Raw genomic sequence first — 17,890 nt, 5'->3', positions numbered from 1 at the left:
CGGGCTCTCAACGTCCCCGTGTTTCATGCGGCAGTGTGCTGGCTTGCATTCGTTGCCAGCGCACTGCTCAAGCGCCTCACCTGCTTCACGCACCCGCATCGCGGCTCGCGATATCGAATAGCCGGTGCCCCTTTGCGGCAAACTGTGTGTAGGCATTCGCACCGCACGGGAAACCCTCGCCACGCGATGCGGCTCAAGTGAGGGCGATGCCCTGTACGACACAACAACTTCATTCACTACCGACATGCTGCGCTGAAACGTTCGATACCGTTAGCCGTGCCACACGTGCATGAAGCGGGTGAGGCGTTTAGCTGGCGCGTTGGCAACGAACATGAGCTGGCACATTGCCGCATGTAGGATGGGGACGTTGAGAGCCCGTGGGTAAACGTCAAGGGCTGGCGGTGTGAGCCCGCTTTCTTTTGCCTACTTTTCTTTGCGGCGGCAAAGAAAAGTAGGTGCCGCCCCGCACAGGGGCAACGCCCGCGCCGCGAGGCGCATCGCGGATGCCGGCAGCAAGCCACAAAAACCGAAAAAGCCGTCGCAGACAAAAAAAACTCAACACCCCTCGATCATCAACGCATCGAGCTTGAACGACCCATCGTCCTGCACATCGAAGTATTCGCGCACTTCATCCGGCGCCGAAGCCCAGACAGAGCGGATCGCAGCGACGCGCGCCTCGGGCGTCCTCATCCGCGCGACCCACGAAGCGAATTCGATCGGCAGGCGCCACCGCTCGCGCACGACCGCGGAAAACCCGGTGGCGGCGAAAAATGCGAGCCACTCGTCCACGCGATAGTCGCGGATATGCGAAGCGTCGCGCAAAACTTCGACTGCCTGAAGATGCGTATCGAGCAACGGATGATCGCTGCCGGCAATGTCGATGAACAGCACACGCCCGCCTCGCTTCAACACCCGCCGCACTTCGGCGAGCGCCAGCGGCACGTCGTGCCAATGATGCGCGCTCATCCGGCTGATCACCCAGTCGAACGAAGCATCGGCGAACGGCAGCTTCTCGGCCGCGCCCCGCGAGGTCCGGATGTTCGACAGCCCGCGCTCCCGCGCGGCGGCGTCGACGGTGGCCAGCATCTGTGGCGCGATGTCATACGCGACGACGGACCCGGCGTGCGGCGCAACGGCAAAACCCGCGTGCCCCGCCCCACACCCCATGTCGAGCACGGACGCGCCCGGCGTCGCCGAGACGGCCGCCGCCAGGGCCTGCAAGTCCGCACCCGTCGCGTGCACCTGGCTCGTCAGATACGCGGCCGCTGTCGAGCCGAACGCATCGGCCACCTGTTCGTGATGCTTCATCGTGTGCTCCTGTCGACCGAAGTTGGCGCTTTAGCGGCTACTCCGGTCCCATACAAAGTAGTCGACCGGAATTGGCGCTTTAGCTGTCGGCCGGAGTGAGTGCTTTAGCACTTACTCCAGCCCCATGCGGAGCGCCTACTCCGGTCCCATACCAATTAGTCGACGGGAATTGACGCCTCAGCGCCTTACTCCCGTCCCATACAACGTTGACGAAAATTGTCGACCCAAGCTGACGCGTCAGCGCTCTACCCGTCTCATGCAAATGCTTGCAGCCCTTTCAGGGTTGTCTGCGACGCTCATAGTCGAGGACTGGAACGAGCCCGCGTATTCGCACGCTCCGTTCCAGTCGCTACAATAGAGCCCGCCCTGTACCGGTACAAGTCAAGCGATTATTCTGGTATCGAGATTACTAGCCACCGCAGTCCGCAACATGACCACGCCGTCTCCCGCCGATTCCGCCCCGCCCCTCGATGCATCGCCCGCCCGCGCGCTCGGCGAGTTCATCCGCGCGCATCGCGAGCGCCTGTCGCCGCAAGCCGTCGGCCTGCCGCCCGGCCCGCGCCGCCGCACGCCCGGCCTGCGCCGCGAAGAAGTCGCCCAGCTGTGCGGCGTGAGCCCCACCTGGTACACGTGGATCGAACAGGGACGGCCTGTCTCTGCGTCCGCCGATGCGCTCGCGCGCATTGCCGTCGCGCTGCAGCTGTCGCGGGCCGAGCGCGCGTATCTGTTCGAACTGGCCGCCCAGCGCGATCCGGCCGAGCCCGACCCCGCCGCCGCCGATGCCCCCGCGATGCTGCTCAAGGCCGTCCAGCTCGTGAACGCGCCGGCCTACGTGCTCGACCGCCAGTTCACGGCGCTCGCGTGGAACGCGCCGGCCGCCGATCTGTTCGTCGGCTGGCTCGACGGCGAACATGACCGCAATCTGCTGCGCTACACGTTTCTCTCCCCGGATGCGCGCAGCCTGATCGTCGACTGGGAAATCCGCGCGCGCCGCCTTGCCGCCGAGTATCGCGCCGATTCGATCCGCCACCAGAACGACGCGCCCACGCGCACGCTGATCGATTCGCTGTCGGCGGCAAGCGACGCGTTTGCGCGCTTCTGGGCGTCGCAGGACGTCAACGAGCGCGAAGGCGGCCAGCGCCAGTTCAACCATCCGCGCGACGGCCATGTCGTCTACAACCAGATCACGTTCAAGCCCGCGCATCGCGAAGACCTGAAGCTCGTCGTGCTCGTGCGCGAAGAATGATCTCCGCGTCGTCGTCCACGCTATCTGCCTGATCCGCTCATCAAGCCGCGCCGCAAGGTTCGCCGCTCGGCGGGTGTTAAAATCGATGTCTTCCCGAGGCGGCGCAGCGATGCCGCGCCGTCCGCGTCTTCACCTCGCACACTGCCCATCACCATGACGTCCCAACTGCATAAAAAAGGCGAAGCCTGGTCGGCTCGCTTCTCCGAGCCGATGTCGGAACTCGTCAAGCGCTATACGTCGTCGGTTTTCTTCGACAAGCGTCTCGCGTTCGTCGACATCGAAGGCTCGCTTGCGCACGCGTCGATGCTGGCCGCGCAAAAGATCATCAGCGCCGACGACCTCGCTGCGATCCAGCGCGGCATGGCGCAGATCAAGGGTGAAATCGAGCGCGGCGAGTTCGAATGGCAACTCGATCTCGAAGACGTGCACCTGAACATCGAGGCGCGCCTCACCGCGTTGATCGGCGATGCGGGCAAGCGTCTGCACACGGGCCGCTCGCGCAACGATCAGGTCGCGACCGATATCCGCCTGTGGCTGCGCGGCGAAATCGACCGCATCGGCGATCTGCTGAAGGATCTGCGCGTCTCGCTGCTGGACCTCGCGGACAAGAACGCCGCTACGATCATGCCGGGCTTCACGCACCTGCAGGTCGCGCAGCCGGTCACGTTCGGCCATCACCTGCTCGCTTACGTCGAAATGTTCTCGCGCGACGCCGAGCGCATGCTCGACACCCGCAAGCGCGTGAACCGTCTGCCGCTCGGCGCGGCGGCGCTCGCGGGCACGAGCTATCCGATCGACCGTCATGCCGTCGCGAAGACGCTCGGCTTCGACGGCATTTGCGCGAACTCGCTCGACGCCGTATCCGACCGCGACTTCGCGATCGAATTCACGGCGGCGTCGGCGCTCGTGATGACGCACGTATCGCGCTTCTCGGAAGAACTGGTGCTGTGGATGAGCCCGCGCGTCGGCTTCATCGATATCGCGGACCGCTTCTGCACCGGCTCGTCGATCATGCCGCAGAAGAAGAACCCGGATGTGCCCGAGCTCGCGCGCGGCAAGACGGGGCGCGTGAACGGCCATCTGATGGCGCTGCTCACGCTGATGAAGGGCCAGCCGCTCGCGTACAACAAGGACAACCAGGAAGACAAGGAGCCGCTGTTCGATACCGTCGATACGGTGGCCGATACGCTGCGCATCTTCGCCGAAATGGTCGCGGGCATCACGGTCAAGCCCGACGCGATGCGCTCGGCCGCGCTGCAAGGCTTTTCGACGGCGACCGATCTCGCCGACTATCTCGTCAAGCGCGGCCTGCCGTTCCGCGACGCGCACGAAGCGGTGGCGCACGCGGTACGCATCTGCGATCAGCGCGGCTGCGATCTCGCCGATCTTTCGCTCGACGAGATGAAGGCCGAGCTGCCGAACGTCGCATCGCTGCTCGGCGACGATGTGTTTGCTTATCTGACTCTGGAAGGCTCGGTGGCGAGCCGCAATCATCCTGGCGGCACTGCGCCGGATCAGGTGCGGGCGGCGATTGCGGCTGCGCGGGCGGCGATGAACTAAGCGCTTCTTCGGGTTCTGTTTGCTTTGTGCCAAAGGCGAATTCTCTGACGAGGATTCGCCTTTTTCGTTTCTGATGAGCTCCGCCACGCAGAGCAAAGGCCGGCACCATTCGATACCATCACGATGCAATTGCCCGCACAGGACTCACATCGTCATGATCATCCGCCCGCAACTCCACTGGTTCCGCATGCTGCTCGCGTGGCGCGGCTCCGTCCTGCCCGAACTGCTGCCGCGCCTCGGCCTCATTCTGCTGATCTCGATCGTCGCGCTCGCCGTGCATGTTCACGTGCTGCATATCAACGTGAACGTCAGCACCACGCCGTTCTCGCTGATCGGCATTGCGCTCGCGATCTTTCTCGGCTTTCGGAACAGCGCGAGCTATGACCGCTATTGGGAAGCGCGCAAGCTCTGGGGACAGCTGCTCAACGAAACGCGCTCGCTCACGCGTCAGGTGCTGACGCTGCCATCCGCACAGATTTCCGCGAACGACACGCATGAATTCGTACAGGTGCTGGGCGCGTTTGCGCATGCGCTGCGTCATCAGCTGAGAGGCACCGATCCGTCGCAGGACCTGTCGAAAAGGCTCGACACAGCGCTCTTCGAACGCGTCATGATGTCGCGCTATCGTCCCGCGACGATCCTGCTCTGGCTCGGCGAATGGGTGCAGCGTCAGGCCCGCGACGGCAAGCTCGACGCGTGGACGGTTCACGCGATCGACCGCAACCTCAACGGACTGTCGGATGTGATCGGCGGCTGCGAGCGGATCGTGTCGACGCCGCTGCCGTTCGCGTATTCGGTGATGATCCACCGCACCGTGTACTTCTTCTGCGCAGCGCTGCCGTTCGGCCTCGTGGAGAGCGTCGGTGCGTTCACGCCGATCTTTTCCGTGTTCGTCGCGTACACGTTCATGGCGCTCGACGCGATCGCATCGCAGATCGAAGAGCCATTCGGCACCGACGACAACGACCTGGCACTCGATGCGCTCTCCGCCACCATCGAAGACGCCGCCCGCGATCTGCTCGCACAGCCTTCGTTGCACAGCGCGGGTTTGAAGGACGACTATCTGCTCACGTAACGCGTGAGCATGCTTCGATGAAACACGCGCCGGCGACACCAGGCGCGCGCGTTTGTCACGACGACGTTAGTCCGTGCCGTACTTCGGCGAACGCGGACCATACAGCAGGCCGTTCGGGCCGCCGCTCGACAGCAGCTTGCGGCTCGTCAGTCCCGCTACGTCATGCGATTCGTCCGCGAGCGAATGCGCGACCTGCTTGACGGCCGCCTGCACCATTGCGCCGATCAGTCCACCCGTATTCACACTGAAGTTATTGCCCAGTTCCTTGCCCGTCGCGCTTGCCGTGCCCTGCCAGAGCGTGTCGCCCGAGCGTAGGTCGACGAGCTTCGCGCCGGCTGTCACAACCGTCGTGCTGTCGACGATCATGAACTTCGAACCGTACTGCGTGATCGTCGTGTACAGCGCCGCATCGGCGCCGAAGATGCTGCGCAGCTTGTCGGGCGTGACGCTCTGGATGTCGTTCGAAGTGGTCAGGCCGTTGTGTTTGAACGTCTCATCCATCTCGACGACGGGCACCACGTAATAGCCGCCCTCGGCGAGCGGCATCGTCATCTGCGACAGCATGCCGTACGTGGCGCTCACATCCGATGTGTTGTTGACGGGAGGCAGCACAAGAATCGTCTTCGGCTTGCTGTTGCGGAACGCGGTGTAGTCGGCCTGGCGGGGCGCGTGGGCGACGCATGCCGTCAACGTGAACAGCACCGACAGCGCGGCGATCAGCTTGAATGAAAAGAAGCGCTTCATGGTCATTGGAATTTGCTCAACAGAAAGTCCATATACGTCGACGACTCGGGAAACGACTGCTTCTCGGCGAGCAGTTCCTGCTTCGCTTCCTGACTCTTGCCGACGCTCGCGTACAGCATCCCGAGATGCGCATGGAAGCCCGGCGGAACCGATGCGCCCTTCGCGAGAATCTGCTGACGTGCCTTTTCGAGCGCATCGATCTGCTCGAGCGGACTCTTTTGCCCCTTGAAGTACTCGTAGACTTGCGGCTGATAGCCGTCCCATTGATAGAGCGCGACGCTGCTCGTCGTGCTCGCGCACGCGGACAACAGCGCGCACGCTGCCGCGGCCGGCAGCGCAAAGCCGGTCCGCCAATTGAATCGCTTCGACATGTTCTTGTTGATCGTGATGGGTGGTGTTACTTCGCTGCCTGCAGCGCGCCCGCGTCGACCTGTTCGACGAGGTGATTCACGGCTTCCTTGATGGCTAGATCGAGCACCTTGCCGTTGAGCGTCGAGTCGTACGACGCGGTGCCGCCAAAGCCGATGATCTCGCGGTTCGACAGGCTGTATTCGCCGGCGCCCTCGCTGGACGTAATCACTTCCGACGTCGTCGTATCGACGATGTTCAGGCTGACCTTCGCGTAGGCGACCTGGCTCTTGCCGCGCCCCAGAATGCCGAACAGCTGCTGGTCGCCGACTTCCTTTCGACCGAACTCGGTCACGTCGCCGGTGATCACATAGTTGGCGCCCTTGAGTTGCTGCGCCTTGTTGGCGATCTGCGCTTCCTGCCTGATTTCGCTCAGGTTGTCGCGCTCGAGCACCGAGAAGCGGCGGCTCTGCTGCAACGCCGTGACGAGCAGCGTCTTCGCCTGGCTGCCGACTCGGTCGACGCCGTCGGAGAAGATGCCGCGCATATAGCTCGAGCGATTGTCGAACTTGCCGACGGCGACAGGCACCGGCTTGCCGGCGTGCGGTACGTTTGCACTGCTGACCTCGGGCGTCGGCAGCGAGCGCGACGCCTCGGTCGCGCATCCGCCCAGTGCCGCGGCGGCCAATACTGCGACGAGCAATGCGCAAGGTGTGAATGGTTTCGACATGTTGGTCCCGTTCAAAGAATGACTCGCGCTACGAGCGGCCTTCCGGATCGGGCGGTGTGCCGCGCTTGCGTCGGTCGCTCTGATAGCGAGACGAAAGATACCGGCACTTGCACCTGCAACTTTAAAAAACTGTCATTCGGCGCATGAAGGGATTTGCGCATCGTCACGATGCGCGCATGTCACGCGAAGCCGCGCGGCATGGCATGGGCAAACGTCAGCAGGCGCAATGCGATGCGCCTGCCGGATGAATAACCTGGAGACTGGAAGGAATGCGATGCTGGCGACAGCGCGACTCAATCGTTGCCGGCCGTATCGCCCATGCGCTTCAACAGCGCAACGCGCGCGCCGATGATGTCGATTTGCGTGCGCGCGTCCATCAGCGGAACGGTCGCGTCGCGATACGCGGTCCACGCGCGTTGCGCGCGCGTCAATGTCGAGCGTGCATGCGCGGGCAGCTTCGCATGCAGACGCCGGTAGTAGCGGTTCAGATCGAACATCGCGTGCTCGCATTGCGCGTCGAACGAACACGCGCGCGGACGCGTCTTCGGGTCCTGCTTGCCCGCGTTCGCCGCGACGGTGCGCAGCGCGAGCGCGCGGTCGCGCACGGGCTGCAACTGCATGTCCGCGCCGGCGATCTGATACGAGGTGCCCTGCGTCGTGGCGAGCACGGCCGCGAGCAGCTTGCCGTCGGCGTCGCGCCACGCCTGCCAGCGGCGCTGGCTCTCTTGCCACTTCTTGCGCTGCGCGTCGGGCACCTTCGCGAGCACCTGCTGGAACGACTGGTCCATCGATGTCTGCCACGCGAGCCGCGCCGTGTCCGTGCAATGCACCTGCCCCGCCGCCGAAGACATGTCCGCGCGCGCGAGACACATGCGCATCGATGCGTCGATCGGGTCGGCCGCCGCCGCTTCCGCGCGCGCCGCAGCGGGCGCGAACGTCAGCGCGGCGAGCGACGCGAGCACGCCCAGCAGCGCCGCGCATGCAGCCGCGCGCGCACGACGCCGAAGTCCGAAGCGCGGTGCCTGCTTCATGATCACGAGTCGCGCACGCAGTCGACGAAGTACTCGATGCGCCCGTTGATCGTTTCGCCCACGAGGCCGTGGATATCCGTATGAAAGCCCGGGAAGCGCTCGTTGAACTCGCGCGCGAAACGCAGATAGCTGACGATGGTCTTGTTGAAGCGCTCGCCCGGAATCAGCAGCGGAATGCCCGGCGGATACGGCGTCAACAGGATCGACGTGACACGGCCTTCGAGTTCGTCGATAGGCACGCGGTCGATCTCGCGGTGCGCGAGCTTGGCGAACGCATCGGACGGCTTCATCGCGGGCTCCATGCTCGACAGGTACATCTCGGTCGTCAGGCGCGCGATGTTGTTCGCGCGATAGACGCTGTGAATCTGCTCGCACAGATCGCGCAAGCCGATGCGCTCGTACGCCGGATGCTGCGCGACGAACTCGGGCAGCACGCGCCACAGCGGCTGGTTGTTGTCGTAGTCGTCCTTGAACTGCTGAAGCTCCGTGACCATCGAGTTCCAGCGGCCCTTCGTGATGCCGATCGTGAACATGATGAAGAACGAGTACAGGCCCGTCTTCTCGACGATGATGCCGTGCTCGGCCAGGTACTTCGTGACGATCGCGGCGGGGATGCCCGTCTCGCCGAATTCGCCGTCCACGTCCAGGCCCGGCGTGATGATCGTCGCCTTGATCGGGTCGAGCATGTTGAAGCCGTCCGCGAGCGCGCCGAAGCCGTGCCAGCGGTCGTTCGGGCGCAGCATCCAGTCGTCGCGCGAGCCGATGCCCTCTTCCGCGAGCTCTTCCGGGCCCCACACCTTGAAGAACCAGTCGTCGCCGTATTCGGCATCGACCTTGCGCATCGCGCGGCGGAAGTCGAGCGCTTCCGCGATCGATTCCTCGACCAGCGCCGTGCCGCCCGGCGGCTCCATCATCGCGGCGGCCACGTCGCACGACGCGATGATCGCGTATTGCGGGCTCGTCGACGTATGCATCAGATACGCCTCGTTGAAACGGTGGCGGTCGAACGTGCTGTTCTCGGAGTCCTGCACGACAATCTGCGAAGCCTGCGAGATGCCCGCGAGCAGCTTGTGCGTCGAGTGCGTCGCGAACACGAGTGCGCCCGTGCGCGGACGGCCCGCGCCGATCGCATGCATGTCCTGATAGAACTCGTGGAACTCGGCGTGCGGCAGCCACGCTTCGTCGAAGTGCAGCGTGTCGAGCATGTCGCCGAGCAGGTCCTTGATCATCTCGACGTTGTAGATCACGCCGTCATACGTGCTCTGCGTGATCGTCAGGATGCGCGGCTTGAGGTTCGGATTCTTCGCGAGCGCCTCGCGCGCGAACGGATTCGCTTCGATCTTCTTGCGGATGTTTTCCGGCTTGAACTCGTCGCGCGGAATCGGGCCGATGATGCCGAAGTGATTGCGCGTCGGCGTGAGAAACACGGGGATCGCGCCCGTCATCGTGATCGCGTGCAGGATCGACTTGTGGCAGTTGCGGTCGACGAGCACGATGTCGCCGGGCGCGACGGTCGCGTGCCAGACGATCTTGTTCGACGTGGAGGTGCCGTTGGTCACGAAAAACAGATGGTCCGCGCTGAAGATGCGCGCCGCGTTGCGCTCCGACGCCGCGACAGGCCCTGTGTGATCGAGCAGCTGGCCGAGTTCGTCGACGGCATTGCAGACGTCCGCGCGCAGCATGTTCTCGCCGAAGAACTGATGGAACATCTGGCCAAGCGGATTCTTCAGGAACGCGACGCCGCCCGAGTGGCCCGGGCAATGCCACGAGTACGAGCCTTCGTCCGCGTACTGCACCAGCTCCTTGAAGAACGGCGGCGCGAGCGAATCCAGATACACCTTCGCCTCGCGGATGATGTGGCGCGCGACGAATTCCGGCGTGTCCTCGAACATGTGGATGAAGCCGTGCAGCTCGCGCAGGATATCGTTCGGCAGGTGCCGCGACGTGCGCGTTTCGCCGTACAGGAAGATCGGGATGTCCGCGTTGCGGCGGCGCACGGCGGCGACGAACGCGCGCAGGTCGATGATCGCGGGCGCCAGTTCGGGCACCTGGTCGTCGCCGTTCTCGACGTACGGCAGCAGCTCGTCGTCGTCGATCGACAGGATGAAGCACGACGCGCGGCTCGACTGCTGCGCGAACGAGGTCAGATCGCCATAGCTCGTGAGACCCAGCACTTCCGCGCCTTCTTTCTCGATAGCTTCGGCAAGCGCCCGGATGCCGGAACCGGAGATGTTCTCGGAGCGGAAATCTTCGTCGATGATGACGACGGGAAAACGAAACTTCATGGGCGATTCTCCAAAAAGAACGACCGCTGCTTAGTGCTGCGCAGCGGTCACCTGGATAGCAGGTGATTCAATGCGCGTTATCGTTACGTCTTAGGCAACGTCACGCCATGCTGACCTTGGTACTTGCCGCCGCGATCCGCGTAGGATACGTCGCAAATCTCGTCGCTTTCGAAGAACAGCACCTGCGCAACGCCTTCGTTCGCGTAGATTTTCGCAGGCAATGGTGTCGTATTTGAGAATTCGAGCGTGACGTGCCCTTCCCATTCCGGCTCGAACGGCGTCACGTTGACGATGATGCCGCAACGCGCGTAGGTCGACTTGCCGAGGCACACCGTCAGCACGCTGCGCGGAATGCGGAAATATTCGACCGTCCGCGCGAGCGCGAACGAGTTGGGCGGGATGATGCAGACGTCGCCCTTGAAATCGACAAACGACTTCTCGTCGAAGTTCTTCGGGTCGACGATCGTCGAATTGATGTTCGTGAAGATCTTGAATTCGTCGGCACAGCGAATGTCGTAGCCGTAGCTCGAGGTGCCATAGCTGACGATCTTGCGACCGTCTTCCGTCGCGCGCACCTGATTCGGCGCGAACGGCTCGATCATCTTGTGCTCTTCGGCCATGCGCCGGATCCACTTGTCGGATTTGATGCTCATAGGTGAACGCTGCTGACGGGTTGTGTCGGGCCGGCTGACGCTCGCGCGCCGCTCACGGAGCGCGCGCCGCCGGACGAAAGGCGCTTATTTTACGCGATCACGGCACGCGTGCCCGATGCGGCGTGTATCGCGTCGGCTCACGCGCTTCGCTTCGTGCGTTCACCGGAAAAAACGCCGCGGCTGACGTCCGATTGGATGGCTAGGGAGTACGGACGAAGAACGATGAATTTGCGCGCTGCGCAAACGATTGGCCAGTGCGGCGCAACGACGCGCGATGCGCGAGCGCAACTGATGAACGACAGGAAGTTACGGGCGGATCAGCCCGCATGCGATGGCGGGGCCGGCGCCGTGCTGCGGATACGCGTAGGGATCGGACGCGTCGCGATGCAGCAGCACGGCGCGCTGCATCACGGAGCGCACGCCGTCGAGCGATACGTCCGGCGCGACGATAAAGCCCGCCGCCACGCCCGCTGCGTCAGCGTGAATATTGCCGAGATCGCCTTCGACGCGCGTGCCGATCTTCAGGCGCTCCGCCGCCGGCGCAAATATGGCGCCCGCGCCCGAGCCGTCGGCGGAATTGCAGTCGCCGCGCTCGTGGACCTGCAGCGCGTGATCGCTGTTGGGCGGCAGCCCCGTCAGGTTGTAGGTCACCTGAACGCCGTCCGAGTGCTCGATGAACGTGACCATCCCGCGCGCGTTGTTGCCGAGCGTCGGCACCAACTGCGCGTCTGCGCGCTTCTCCTGCGGCCTAAGGAAGCTGCACCCCGATAACAGGACACAGGTCGCAGCCAGGACGATGCTCGTCTTGATCGCCTCGCCGCCGATTCGTTTTCTCATGCGATCCTCTTGTCGAGCGCCGGCCGTCCCCGCGACCGCGTTGCCGGACCTGATGAAGCCGACATGATACCGCGAGCGGGCCCGCATTCAGACCCCTTTCAACCCGCCTTCTGAATACTTGTTCGACCGGCTGGCCTGGCCGGCCCGGCCGGATCGTGCCGCGCTCTGCGCCGCGAGCCGCCGCCCGCTGCACGACGTCCCGATCGCGCGTTGGGCGACGCGGTGCGTCTTACGTGTTCTGCACGACGATGGTCGGGAACTTCGAGCTCATGTCACGCGAACGCTCGGCGATGTGAATCGCGACCTTGCGGGCAATCGTCCGATAGATCTCGGCGACGCGGCCATCCGGGTCGGCGACCACCGTCGGATGACCCGAATCGGCCTGCTCGCGGATCGCGATGTCGAGCGGCAGGCTGCCGAGCACGTCGACGCCGTACTCCTTCGACATCCGCTCGGCGCCGCCCGAGCCGAAGATATGCTCTTCGTGGCCGCAGTTCGAGCAGATGTGCAGGCCCATGTTCTCGACGATGCCGAGAATCGGAATGCCAACCTTCTCGAACATTTTCAAGCCCTTCTTCGCGTCGAGCAGCGCGATGTCCTGCGGCGTCGTGACGATCACGGCGCCTGTCACGGGCACGCGCTGCGACAGCGTCAACTGAATGTCGCCAGTGCCCGGCGGCATGTCGACGATCAGATAATCGAGATCCTTCCAGTTGGTCTGCCGCAGCAGTTGCTCGAGCGCCGACGTGGCCATCGGGCCGCGCCACACCATCGGGTTGTCCTGCTCGATCAGAAAGCCGATCGAGTTCGCCTGCAGGCCGTGGCCCGTCAGCGGGTGCATCGACTGGCCGTCGGGCGACTCGGGACGGCCTTCGATGCCGAGCATCATCGGCAGCGACGGGCCATAGATGTCGGCATCGAGGATGCCCACCGATGCGCCCTCGCTCGCGAGCGCCAGCGCCAGATTGACGGCCGTCGTGCTCTTGCCGACGCCGCCCTTGCCGGACGCGACGGCCACGATGTTCTTCACGTTGGGCAACAGTTTCACGCCGCGCTGCACCGTATGCGCGGCGATGTCCTGCGATACCTGCACGCGCGCTTCGGCGACGCCCGGCACGCCGCGCAGCGCATCGGCGACGAGCGCGCGGATCGTGTCGAACTGGCGCCTGGCCGGATAGCCGAGTACCACGTCGACGCTGACCATGGCACCATCGACGGTGACGTTCTTGAAATTTTTAGCCGCGGCGAAAGGACGCTGCGTGTTGGGGTCGGTGATGGCTGCGAGGGCCGCGTCTATCAAAGCCCGATCGATGCTCATTGAGTCTCCGTGGGAACGCTCGGCGTGGCGCGCGATCGAAGGATGCGCGACACGCCGGAAATATTGAAAGAAATTGTTAGCCGGCATTGCCTAAAACCTGTCTCATTGGCACGCTTGCCGCGCAAGTTTGCTATAGGGCCGAATCGTCGCTGACTCAGTCGTCATTGTAGTGTCTGGCGCCGGGGCTTGCCGGAAGACCCTTTCTGGCTATCGGCGCGATCGCGGGCCCTGCATCTGTGTGTCGACCGTCTTACCAAGTCTTACTCAAGAGGACTCAAAATGAATGCAAAAATCATGACGCGCCTGTCGGCGTTGGCTGTCGTTGGCGCGCTGCTCGGCGGCTGCGCAACCCAGCAGGGCACCAATACGGCCGTCGGCACGGGTGTCGGCGCGGGCACAGGCGCCGCACTCGGCGCGATCTTCGGCGGCGGCAAGGGCGCGGCGATCGGCGCGGGCGTCGGCGCGGCCGTCGGCGGCGTCACCGGCTACAACTGGCAGAACATCAAGAACAAGCTGTCGGGCGCGACGAAGGGCACGGGCACGCAGATCAGCGAGCAGCCGGACGGCTCGCTCAAGCTGAACATCCCGAGCTCGGTCACGTTCGATACGAACAGCTACGCGATCAAGCAGTCGTTCGCACCTGTGCTCACGCAGGTCGCGCAAACGCTGAACCAGAATCCGGAAGTGGTTGCGCAAGTCGTGGGCCACACCGACAGCACGGGCCAACCGGCCTATAACCAGACGCTCTCCGTCAATCGCGCGCAAAGCGTGACGAACGCGCTGGCGCAGGACGGCGTCGCGTCGCAGCGCCTGTCGGCTTCGGGCATGGGCGCGAACCAGCCGATCGCTGACAACAACACGGAAGCGGGCCGTGCGCAAAACCGCCGCGTCGAAATCTATCTGCGCGCAATGGCGCAGCACGCGCAATAAGGACAGTGGGGAAAGGAAGGGCTTCTGCGTCGCAGAGCCCTGTTCAGACGGGTTCGTGCGGGAGCGGAAGGCCTACGCGCAGGATCAGGCGGAAAGCGGCCCCGATGAGCCCCGAAGCGCCTCGCAGCGGACCGCACAAGCGAATCGAAAATTTTTTCGAACTCTTCTGAAATTCCGCTGTCTGTCTTTACGGTACGCGTGCGGCGACGCCGCCGCGTCACCATTCTCCTCTTGTCGTTGTTGCTCCGGGGCCCATAGCCCCGGTTTTTTTTGCCTGCTTTCCCGTCCCCTTCCGCATAAAGCCGCGCACCGCAAATGCGTGCATCGCGATCCTGGTCGCATGCGCTCGACTGTGTGATGCATCCAGTGCGAGCGCGACGCGACTCCTCTCTGCGTAGTTCACGCACGCAATTCAGCGCGACACGCATCGCCACCGCCTCGCCGCCAGATTGCAACCGAATGCCCGCGCTCACCCGCGCGCTGCCTCCACGGGTCCACGCTGGTAAAATCGGCGATTCGGGCCGGTTTTACGCGCGACGACAATCCGCGAAGCCGCGTTCGACAACCCGAGCTGCTCGAGCGGACACCCCGCCCGTGTGGTCCTGGGCGCAGCGCCGTCCGCGTTGACGTATTGACGGCCGCCCGTACCTTCCGCCAGTCCATAGAACCCACATGTCAGCAACCGACGCCACCGCGGTTCAATCCGCGGACCTCACCGCCGCCGGCGCGCCCAAGAGCCGCCGCCAGATCCTCGTCACGTCTGCCCTGCCGTACGCGAACGGGCAAATCCATATCGGCCACCTGGTCGAATATATCCAGACGGACATCTGGGTCCGCGCGCTGCGAATGCATGGGCACGAGGTCTACTACGTCGGCGCCGACGACACGCACGGCACCCCGATCATGCTGAAGGCGGAACAGGAAGGCATCACGCCGAAGCAGCTGATCGACCGCGTGTGGCAGGAGCACAAGCGCGACTTCGACAACTTCGGCATTTCGTTCGACAACTACTACTCGACCGATTCCGAAGAGAACCGCGTGCTGTCGGAGTCGATCTACACGGCGCTGCAGGAGGCCGGCCTGATCGAAGCGCGCGATATCGAGCAGGCATACGACCCCGTCAAGGAAATGTTCCTGCCGGACCGCTTCATCAAGGGCGAGTGCCCGAAGTGCCACGCGAAGGACCAGTACGGCGACAACTGCGAAGTGTGCGGCTCGACGTACCAGCCGACCGAGCTGATCAACCCGTACTCGGTCGTGTCGGGCGCGACGCCGATCAAGAAGACTTCGACGCACTACTTCTTCAAGCTGTCGGACCCGCGCTGCGAGTCGTTCCTGCGCGGCTGGGTCGGCGGCCTCGCGCAGCAGGAAGCGACCAACAAGATGCGCGAATGGCTCGGCGACGCGGGCGAAGCCAAGCTCGCCGACTGGGACATCTCGCGCGACGCGCCCTACTTCGGCTTCGAGATTCCGGGCGCGCCGGGCAAGTACTTCTACGTGTGGCTGGATGCGCCCGTCGGCTACTACGCGAGCTTCCGCAATCTCGCGCAAAAGTGCGGCGTCGATTTCGACGCCTGGGTGAAGAAGGGCTCGAAGGCCGAGCAGTATCACTTCATCGGCAAGGACATCCTGTACTTCCACACGCTGTTCTGGCCCGCGATGCTCGAATTCTCCGGCCATCGCACGCCGACCAACGTGTTCGCGCACGGCTTCCTGACCGTCGATGGCGCGAAGATGTCGAAGTCGCGCGGCACGTTCATCACGGCCAACAGCGTGATCGAAACGGGCATGAATCCGGAATGGCTGCGCTACTACTTCGCGGCCAAGCTGAACAGCACGATGGAAGACATCGACCTGAACCTCGAGGACTTCCAGGCGCGTGTGAACAGCGATCTCGTCGGCAAGTACGTGAACATCGCGAGCCGCGCAGCCGGCTTTCTGATCAAGCGCTTCGACGGCCGCGTGCAGGACAGCGCGATGCAGCATCCGCTGCTGGCGTCGCTGCGCGCAGCGATTCCGCAGATCGCCGCTCACTACGAAGCGCGTGACTACGGCCGCGCGCTGCGCCTGACGATGGAGCTGGCCGATTCCGTGAACGCATACGTCGATACAGCCAAGCCTTGGGATCAGGCGAAGGACCCGGCGAACGCCGTCGCGCTGCACGAGACGTGCAGCGTGTCGCTCGAAGCGTTCCGTCTGCTGTCGCTGGCGCTCAAGCCGGTGCTGCCGAAGGTCGTCGAAGCGGCCGAGGCGTTCCTCGGCGTCAAGCCGCTGACATGGACGGATGCAGACAAGCCGTTGAGTTCCGCGCGCGCGATCAACGCGTACAAGCACCTGATGACCCGCGTCGATCCGAAGCAGATCGAGGCGCTGCTCGCCGCGAACCGCAGCTCGCTGCAGCCGGCGGCTGGCGCGGCGGCCGAAGCCGACAAGACTCAGGCGCAGGCCAAGGCCAAGGCGCACGCGAAAGCGACGGCAGCCACCCACGGCGACGCGCACGCAAAGCCCGACGACAGCGGCATCATCTCGATCGACGATTTCGCGAAGATCGATCTGCGCATTGCGAAGATCGTCGATTGCCGCGCGGTCGAAGGATCGGACAAGCTACTGCAACTGACGCTCGACGTCGGCGAAGAAAAGACGCGCAATGTGTTCTCGGGCATCAAGTCGGCGTATCAGCCCGAGCAGCTGGTCGGCAAGCTGACGGTGATGGTCGCGAACCTCGCGCCGCGCAAGATGAAATTCGGCTTGTCCGAAGGCATGGTGCTCGCGGCATCGGCCGCCGACGAGAAGGCCGAGCCGGGCATCTACGTGCTCGAGCCGGACAGCGGCGCGAAGCCCGGCATGCGCGTCAAGTAACGCGAGCACATCGCGCTTTTGGCGCGATCACGCCGTACACGAAAGCACGTCTTCGGACGTGCTTTTTTTTCGTCCTGGCTCCGGCAGCGGTGACGGGCCGCGCAAGACCACGCAAGCCGAGACGGAACAGCTTCCGCAGCCGAATCCTTTCTCAAAATAAGAGTGTTCCTACATTCAGCTCAATCGAATTCTTCGAAAATTGCGATCGGTTTGTCGGACGCCCGACTGCCGGCGTTTCCGCTGACGCGACAAGCGTTTCAGAGCGGGCATCTCAACGCGACGACACAGCCCCTCGTCATCCCGAATCGACCACCGACATGAGCACTGAATTCTCCCTCGACCAGTTCGAAGCCCTCGTTGCTTCCCGTGACTACGACGCCGCGCACGAAGCGCTGATCGTGTTGATCAACACACTCATTTCGAACCGCAGCCGGCTGCCGGGCGTCGACCTGGCATTCGCCGATCCGAATCTTCCGGCGAGCAAGGAAGCAGCCGCGACGCTGCAACGCATCGCCGACGCCCTCACGACGCTCCTCGCCGATCCGCAATTCCGCCTGAGCGACAAGCAGTTCAACCAGCTTTTCACGAGCCGTCATTGGCTCAACATGCTGTTCGTCGCGTCGGCTTACGGCAGCACGGATCACATCCTGCGCGCGCTGCTCGAACACGCGCCATCGTCGGACGATGCCGACAGCGCGAAAGCGCTGATCAGAAAGCAGATCGTTCTGTACACGGTCGAATCGCAGTACGAAATCGATCTGGCCGATCTGGCCAGGAGCGAGCCGGTGCTCGCGACGGGCCTCGGCATGTCGATCGTGGGTTCGGCCGTCGTGATCTCGCCGGCGGCGCATGCAAAGCGCGAGCGCCTGATCGAATGGCTGCCCGGCGCGCTCGAAACCATCGACGACCTCGACGATCTGCCGGGCGCGGCCGTCTGCGGCGCGTACATGCATTGCAGCTATTCCG

At 63.9% G+C, this 17,890-nt stretch carries 14 protein-coding genes and 1 pseudogene; 6 read left to right on the top strand and 9 right to left on the bottom strand.

From position 1 onward, the window contains the following. Positions 1–555: 555 nt before the first annotated feature. Positions 556–1,308 carry a class I SAM-dependent methyltransferase gene (locus tag VSR68_RS38420; protein ID WP_342944742.1) on the bottom strand — a complete coding sequence of 251 codons (753 nt, stop codon included), beginning with the start codon at positions 1,306–1,308 and terminating at the stop codon, positions 556–558. Between the two features lie 430 nt (positions 1,309–1,738). On the opposite strand from VSR68_RS38420, the gene VSR68_RS38415 reads away from it, so the two are divergent. The 3 genes from VSR68_RS38415 (at position 1,739) to VSR68_RS38405 (ending at position 5,189) form a co-directional block, all read left to right on the top strand. After that, positions 1,739–2,554 (top strand): helix-turn-helix transcriptional regulator, encoded by an 816-nt coding sequence (locus VSR68_RS38415; protein WP_342944741.1) that lies wholly within the window; start codon positions 1,739–1,741, stop codon positions 2,552–2,554. Between the two features lie 153 nt (positions 2,555–2,707). Further along, positions 2,708–4,114: an argininosuccinate lyase gene (gene argH / locus VSR68_RS38410; protein ID WP_342944740.1), complete on the top strand. Its 1,407-nt coding sequence runs from the start codon at positions 2,708–2,710 to the stop codon at positions 4,112–4,114. 154 nt (positions 4,115–4,268) lie between these two features. Further along, positions 4,269–5,189, top strand: a complete 921-nt coding sequence (locus VSR68_RS38405; RefSeq protein ID WP_342944739.1) for a bestrophin family protein — start codon at positions 4,269–4,271, stop codon at positions 5,187–5,189. Positions 5,190–5,255: 66 nt separating this feature from the next. Here VSR68_RS38405 and VSR68_RS38400 read toward each other — a convergent pair whose 3' ends face one another. The 8 genes from VSR68_RS38400 to apbC form a co-directional block, all read right to left on the bottom strand. Next, positions 5,256–5,933 carry a DUF799 domain-containing protein gene (locus tag VSR68_RS38400; protein ID WP_342944782.1) on the bottom strand — a complete coding sequence of 226 codons (678 nt, stop codon included), beginning with the start codon at positions 5,931–5,933 and terminating at the stop codon, positions 5,256–5,258. A gap of 2 nt (positions 5,934–5,935) precedes the next feature. Next, complete coding sequence (locus tag VSR68_RS38395; protein WP_342944738.1) at positions 5,936–6,304, bottom strand: DUF4810 domain-containing protein; 369 nt, start codon at positions 6,302–6,304, stop codon at positions 5,936–5,938. 26 nt (positions 6,305–6,330) lie between these two features. Next, positions 6,331–7,011 carry a CsgG/HfaB family protein gene (locus tag VSR68_RS38390; RefSeq protein WP_342944737.1) on the bottom strand — a complete coding sequence of 227 codons (681 nt, stop codon included), beginning with the start codon at positions 7,009–7,011 and terminating at the stop codon, positions 6,331–6,333. Between the two features lie 293 nt (positions 7,012–7,304). Then, a complete protein-coding gene (locus tag VSR68_RS38385) occupies positions 7,305–8,042 on the bottom strand; it encodes a lysozyme inhibitor LprI family protein (protein WP_428983684.1) in 738 nt (245 codons plus the stop codon). Between the two features lie 2 nt (positions 8,043–8,044). Further along, positions 8,045–10,327: an arginine/lysine/ornithine decarboxylase gene (locus VSR68_RS38380; protein ID WP_152757943.1), complete on the bottom strand. Its 2,283-nt coding sequence runs from the start codon at positions 10,325–10,327 to the stop codon at positions 8,045–8,047. Positions 10,328–10,410: 83 nt separating this feature from the next. Beyond that, positions 10,411–10,980: a dCTP deaminase gene (dcd, locus tag VSR68_RS38375; RefSeq protein ID WP_087734426.1), complete on the bottom strand. Its 570-nt coding sequence runs from the start codon at positions 10,978–10,980 to the stop codon at positions 10,411–10,413. A gap of 306 nt (positions 10,981–11,286) precedes the next feature. After that, positions 11,287–11,817, bottom strand: a complete 531-nt coding sequence (locus tag VSR68_RS38370) for a superoxide dismutase family protein (protein WP_342944736.1) — start codon at positions 11,815–11,817, stop codon at positions 11,287–11,289. 229 nt (positions 11,818–12,046) lie between these two features. Continuing rightward, positions 12,047–13,135, bottom strand: coding sequence for an iron-sulfur cluster carrier protein ApbC (gene apbC / locus VSR68_RS38365; protein ID WP_342944735.1), 1,089 nt, complete (start codon positions 13,133–13,135; stop codon positions 12,047–12,049). A gap of 279 nt (positions 13,136–13,414) precedes the next feature. Here apbC and VSR68_RS38360 point away from each other — a divergent pair, with 279 nt between their 5' ends. The 3 genes and pseudogenes from VSR68_RS38360 to VSR68_RS38350 all read left to right on the top strand — a co-directional run. Continuing rightward, the gene (locus tag VSR68_RS38360; RefSeq protein WP_342944734.1) at positions 13,415–14,065 is read left to right on the top strand and encodes an OmpA family protein; all 651 of its coding nucleotides are present in this window, start codon (positions 13,415–13,417) and stop codon (positions 14,063–14,065) included. Between the two features lie 672 nt (positions 14,066–14,737). Further along, a complete protein-coding gene (gene metG / locus VSR68_RS38355) occupies positions 14,738–16,924 on the top strand; it encodes a methionine--tRNA ligase (RefSeq protein ID WP_342944733.1) in 2,187 nt (728 codons plus the stop codon). A 317-nt stretch (positions 16,925–17,241) separates the two neighbouring features. After that, positions 17,242–17,889, top strand: a pseudogene (locus VSR68_RS38350) (adhesin); the annotation flags it as partial. Position 17,890 lies beyond the last annotated feature (1 nt).

Origin of the sequence: Paraburkholderia phymatum (assembly GCF_038900715.1) — a bacterium.
Classification (GTDB): domain Bacteria; phylum Pseudomonadota; class Gammaproteobacteria; order Burkholderiales; family Burkholderiaceae; genus Paraburkholderia; species Paraburkholderia phymatum_A.
Note: the sequence above shows the minus strand (reverse complement) of the source record. Positions and strands in the feature narration are given on the sequence as shown.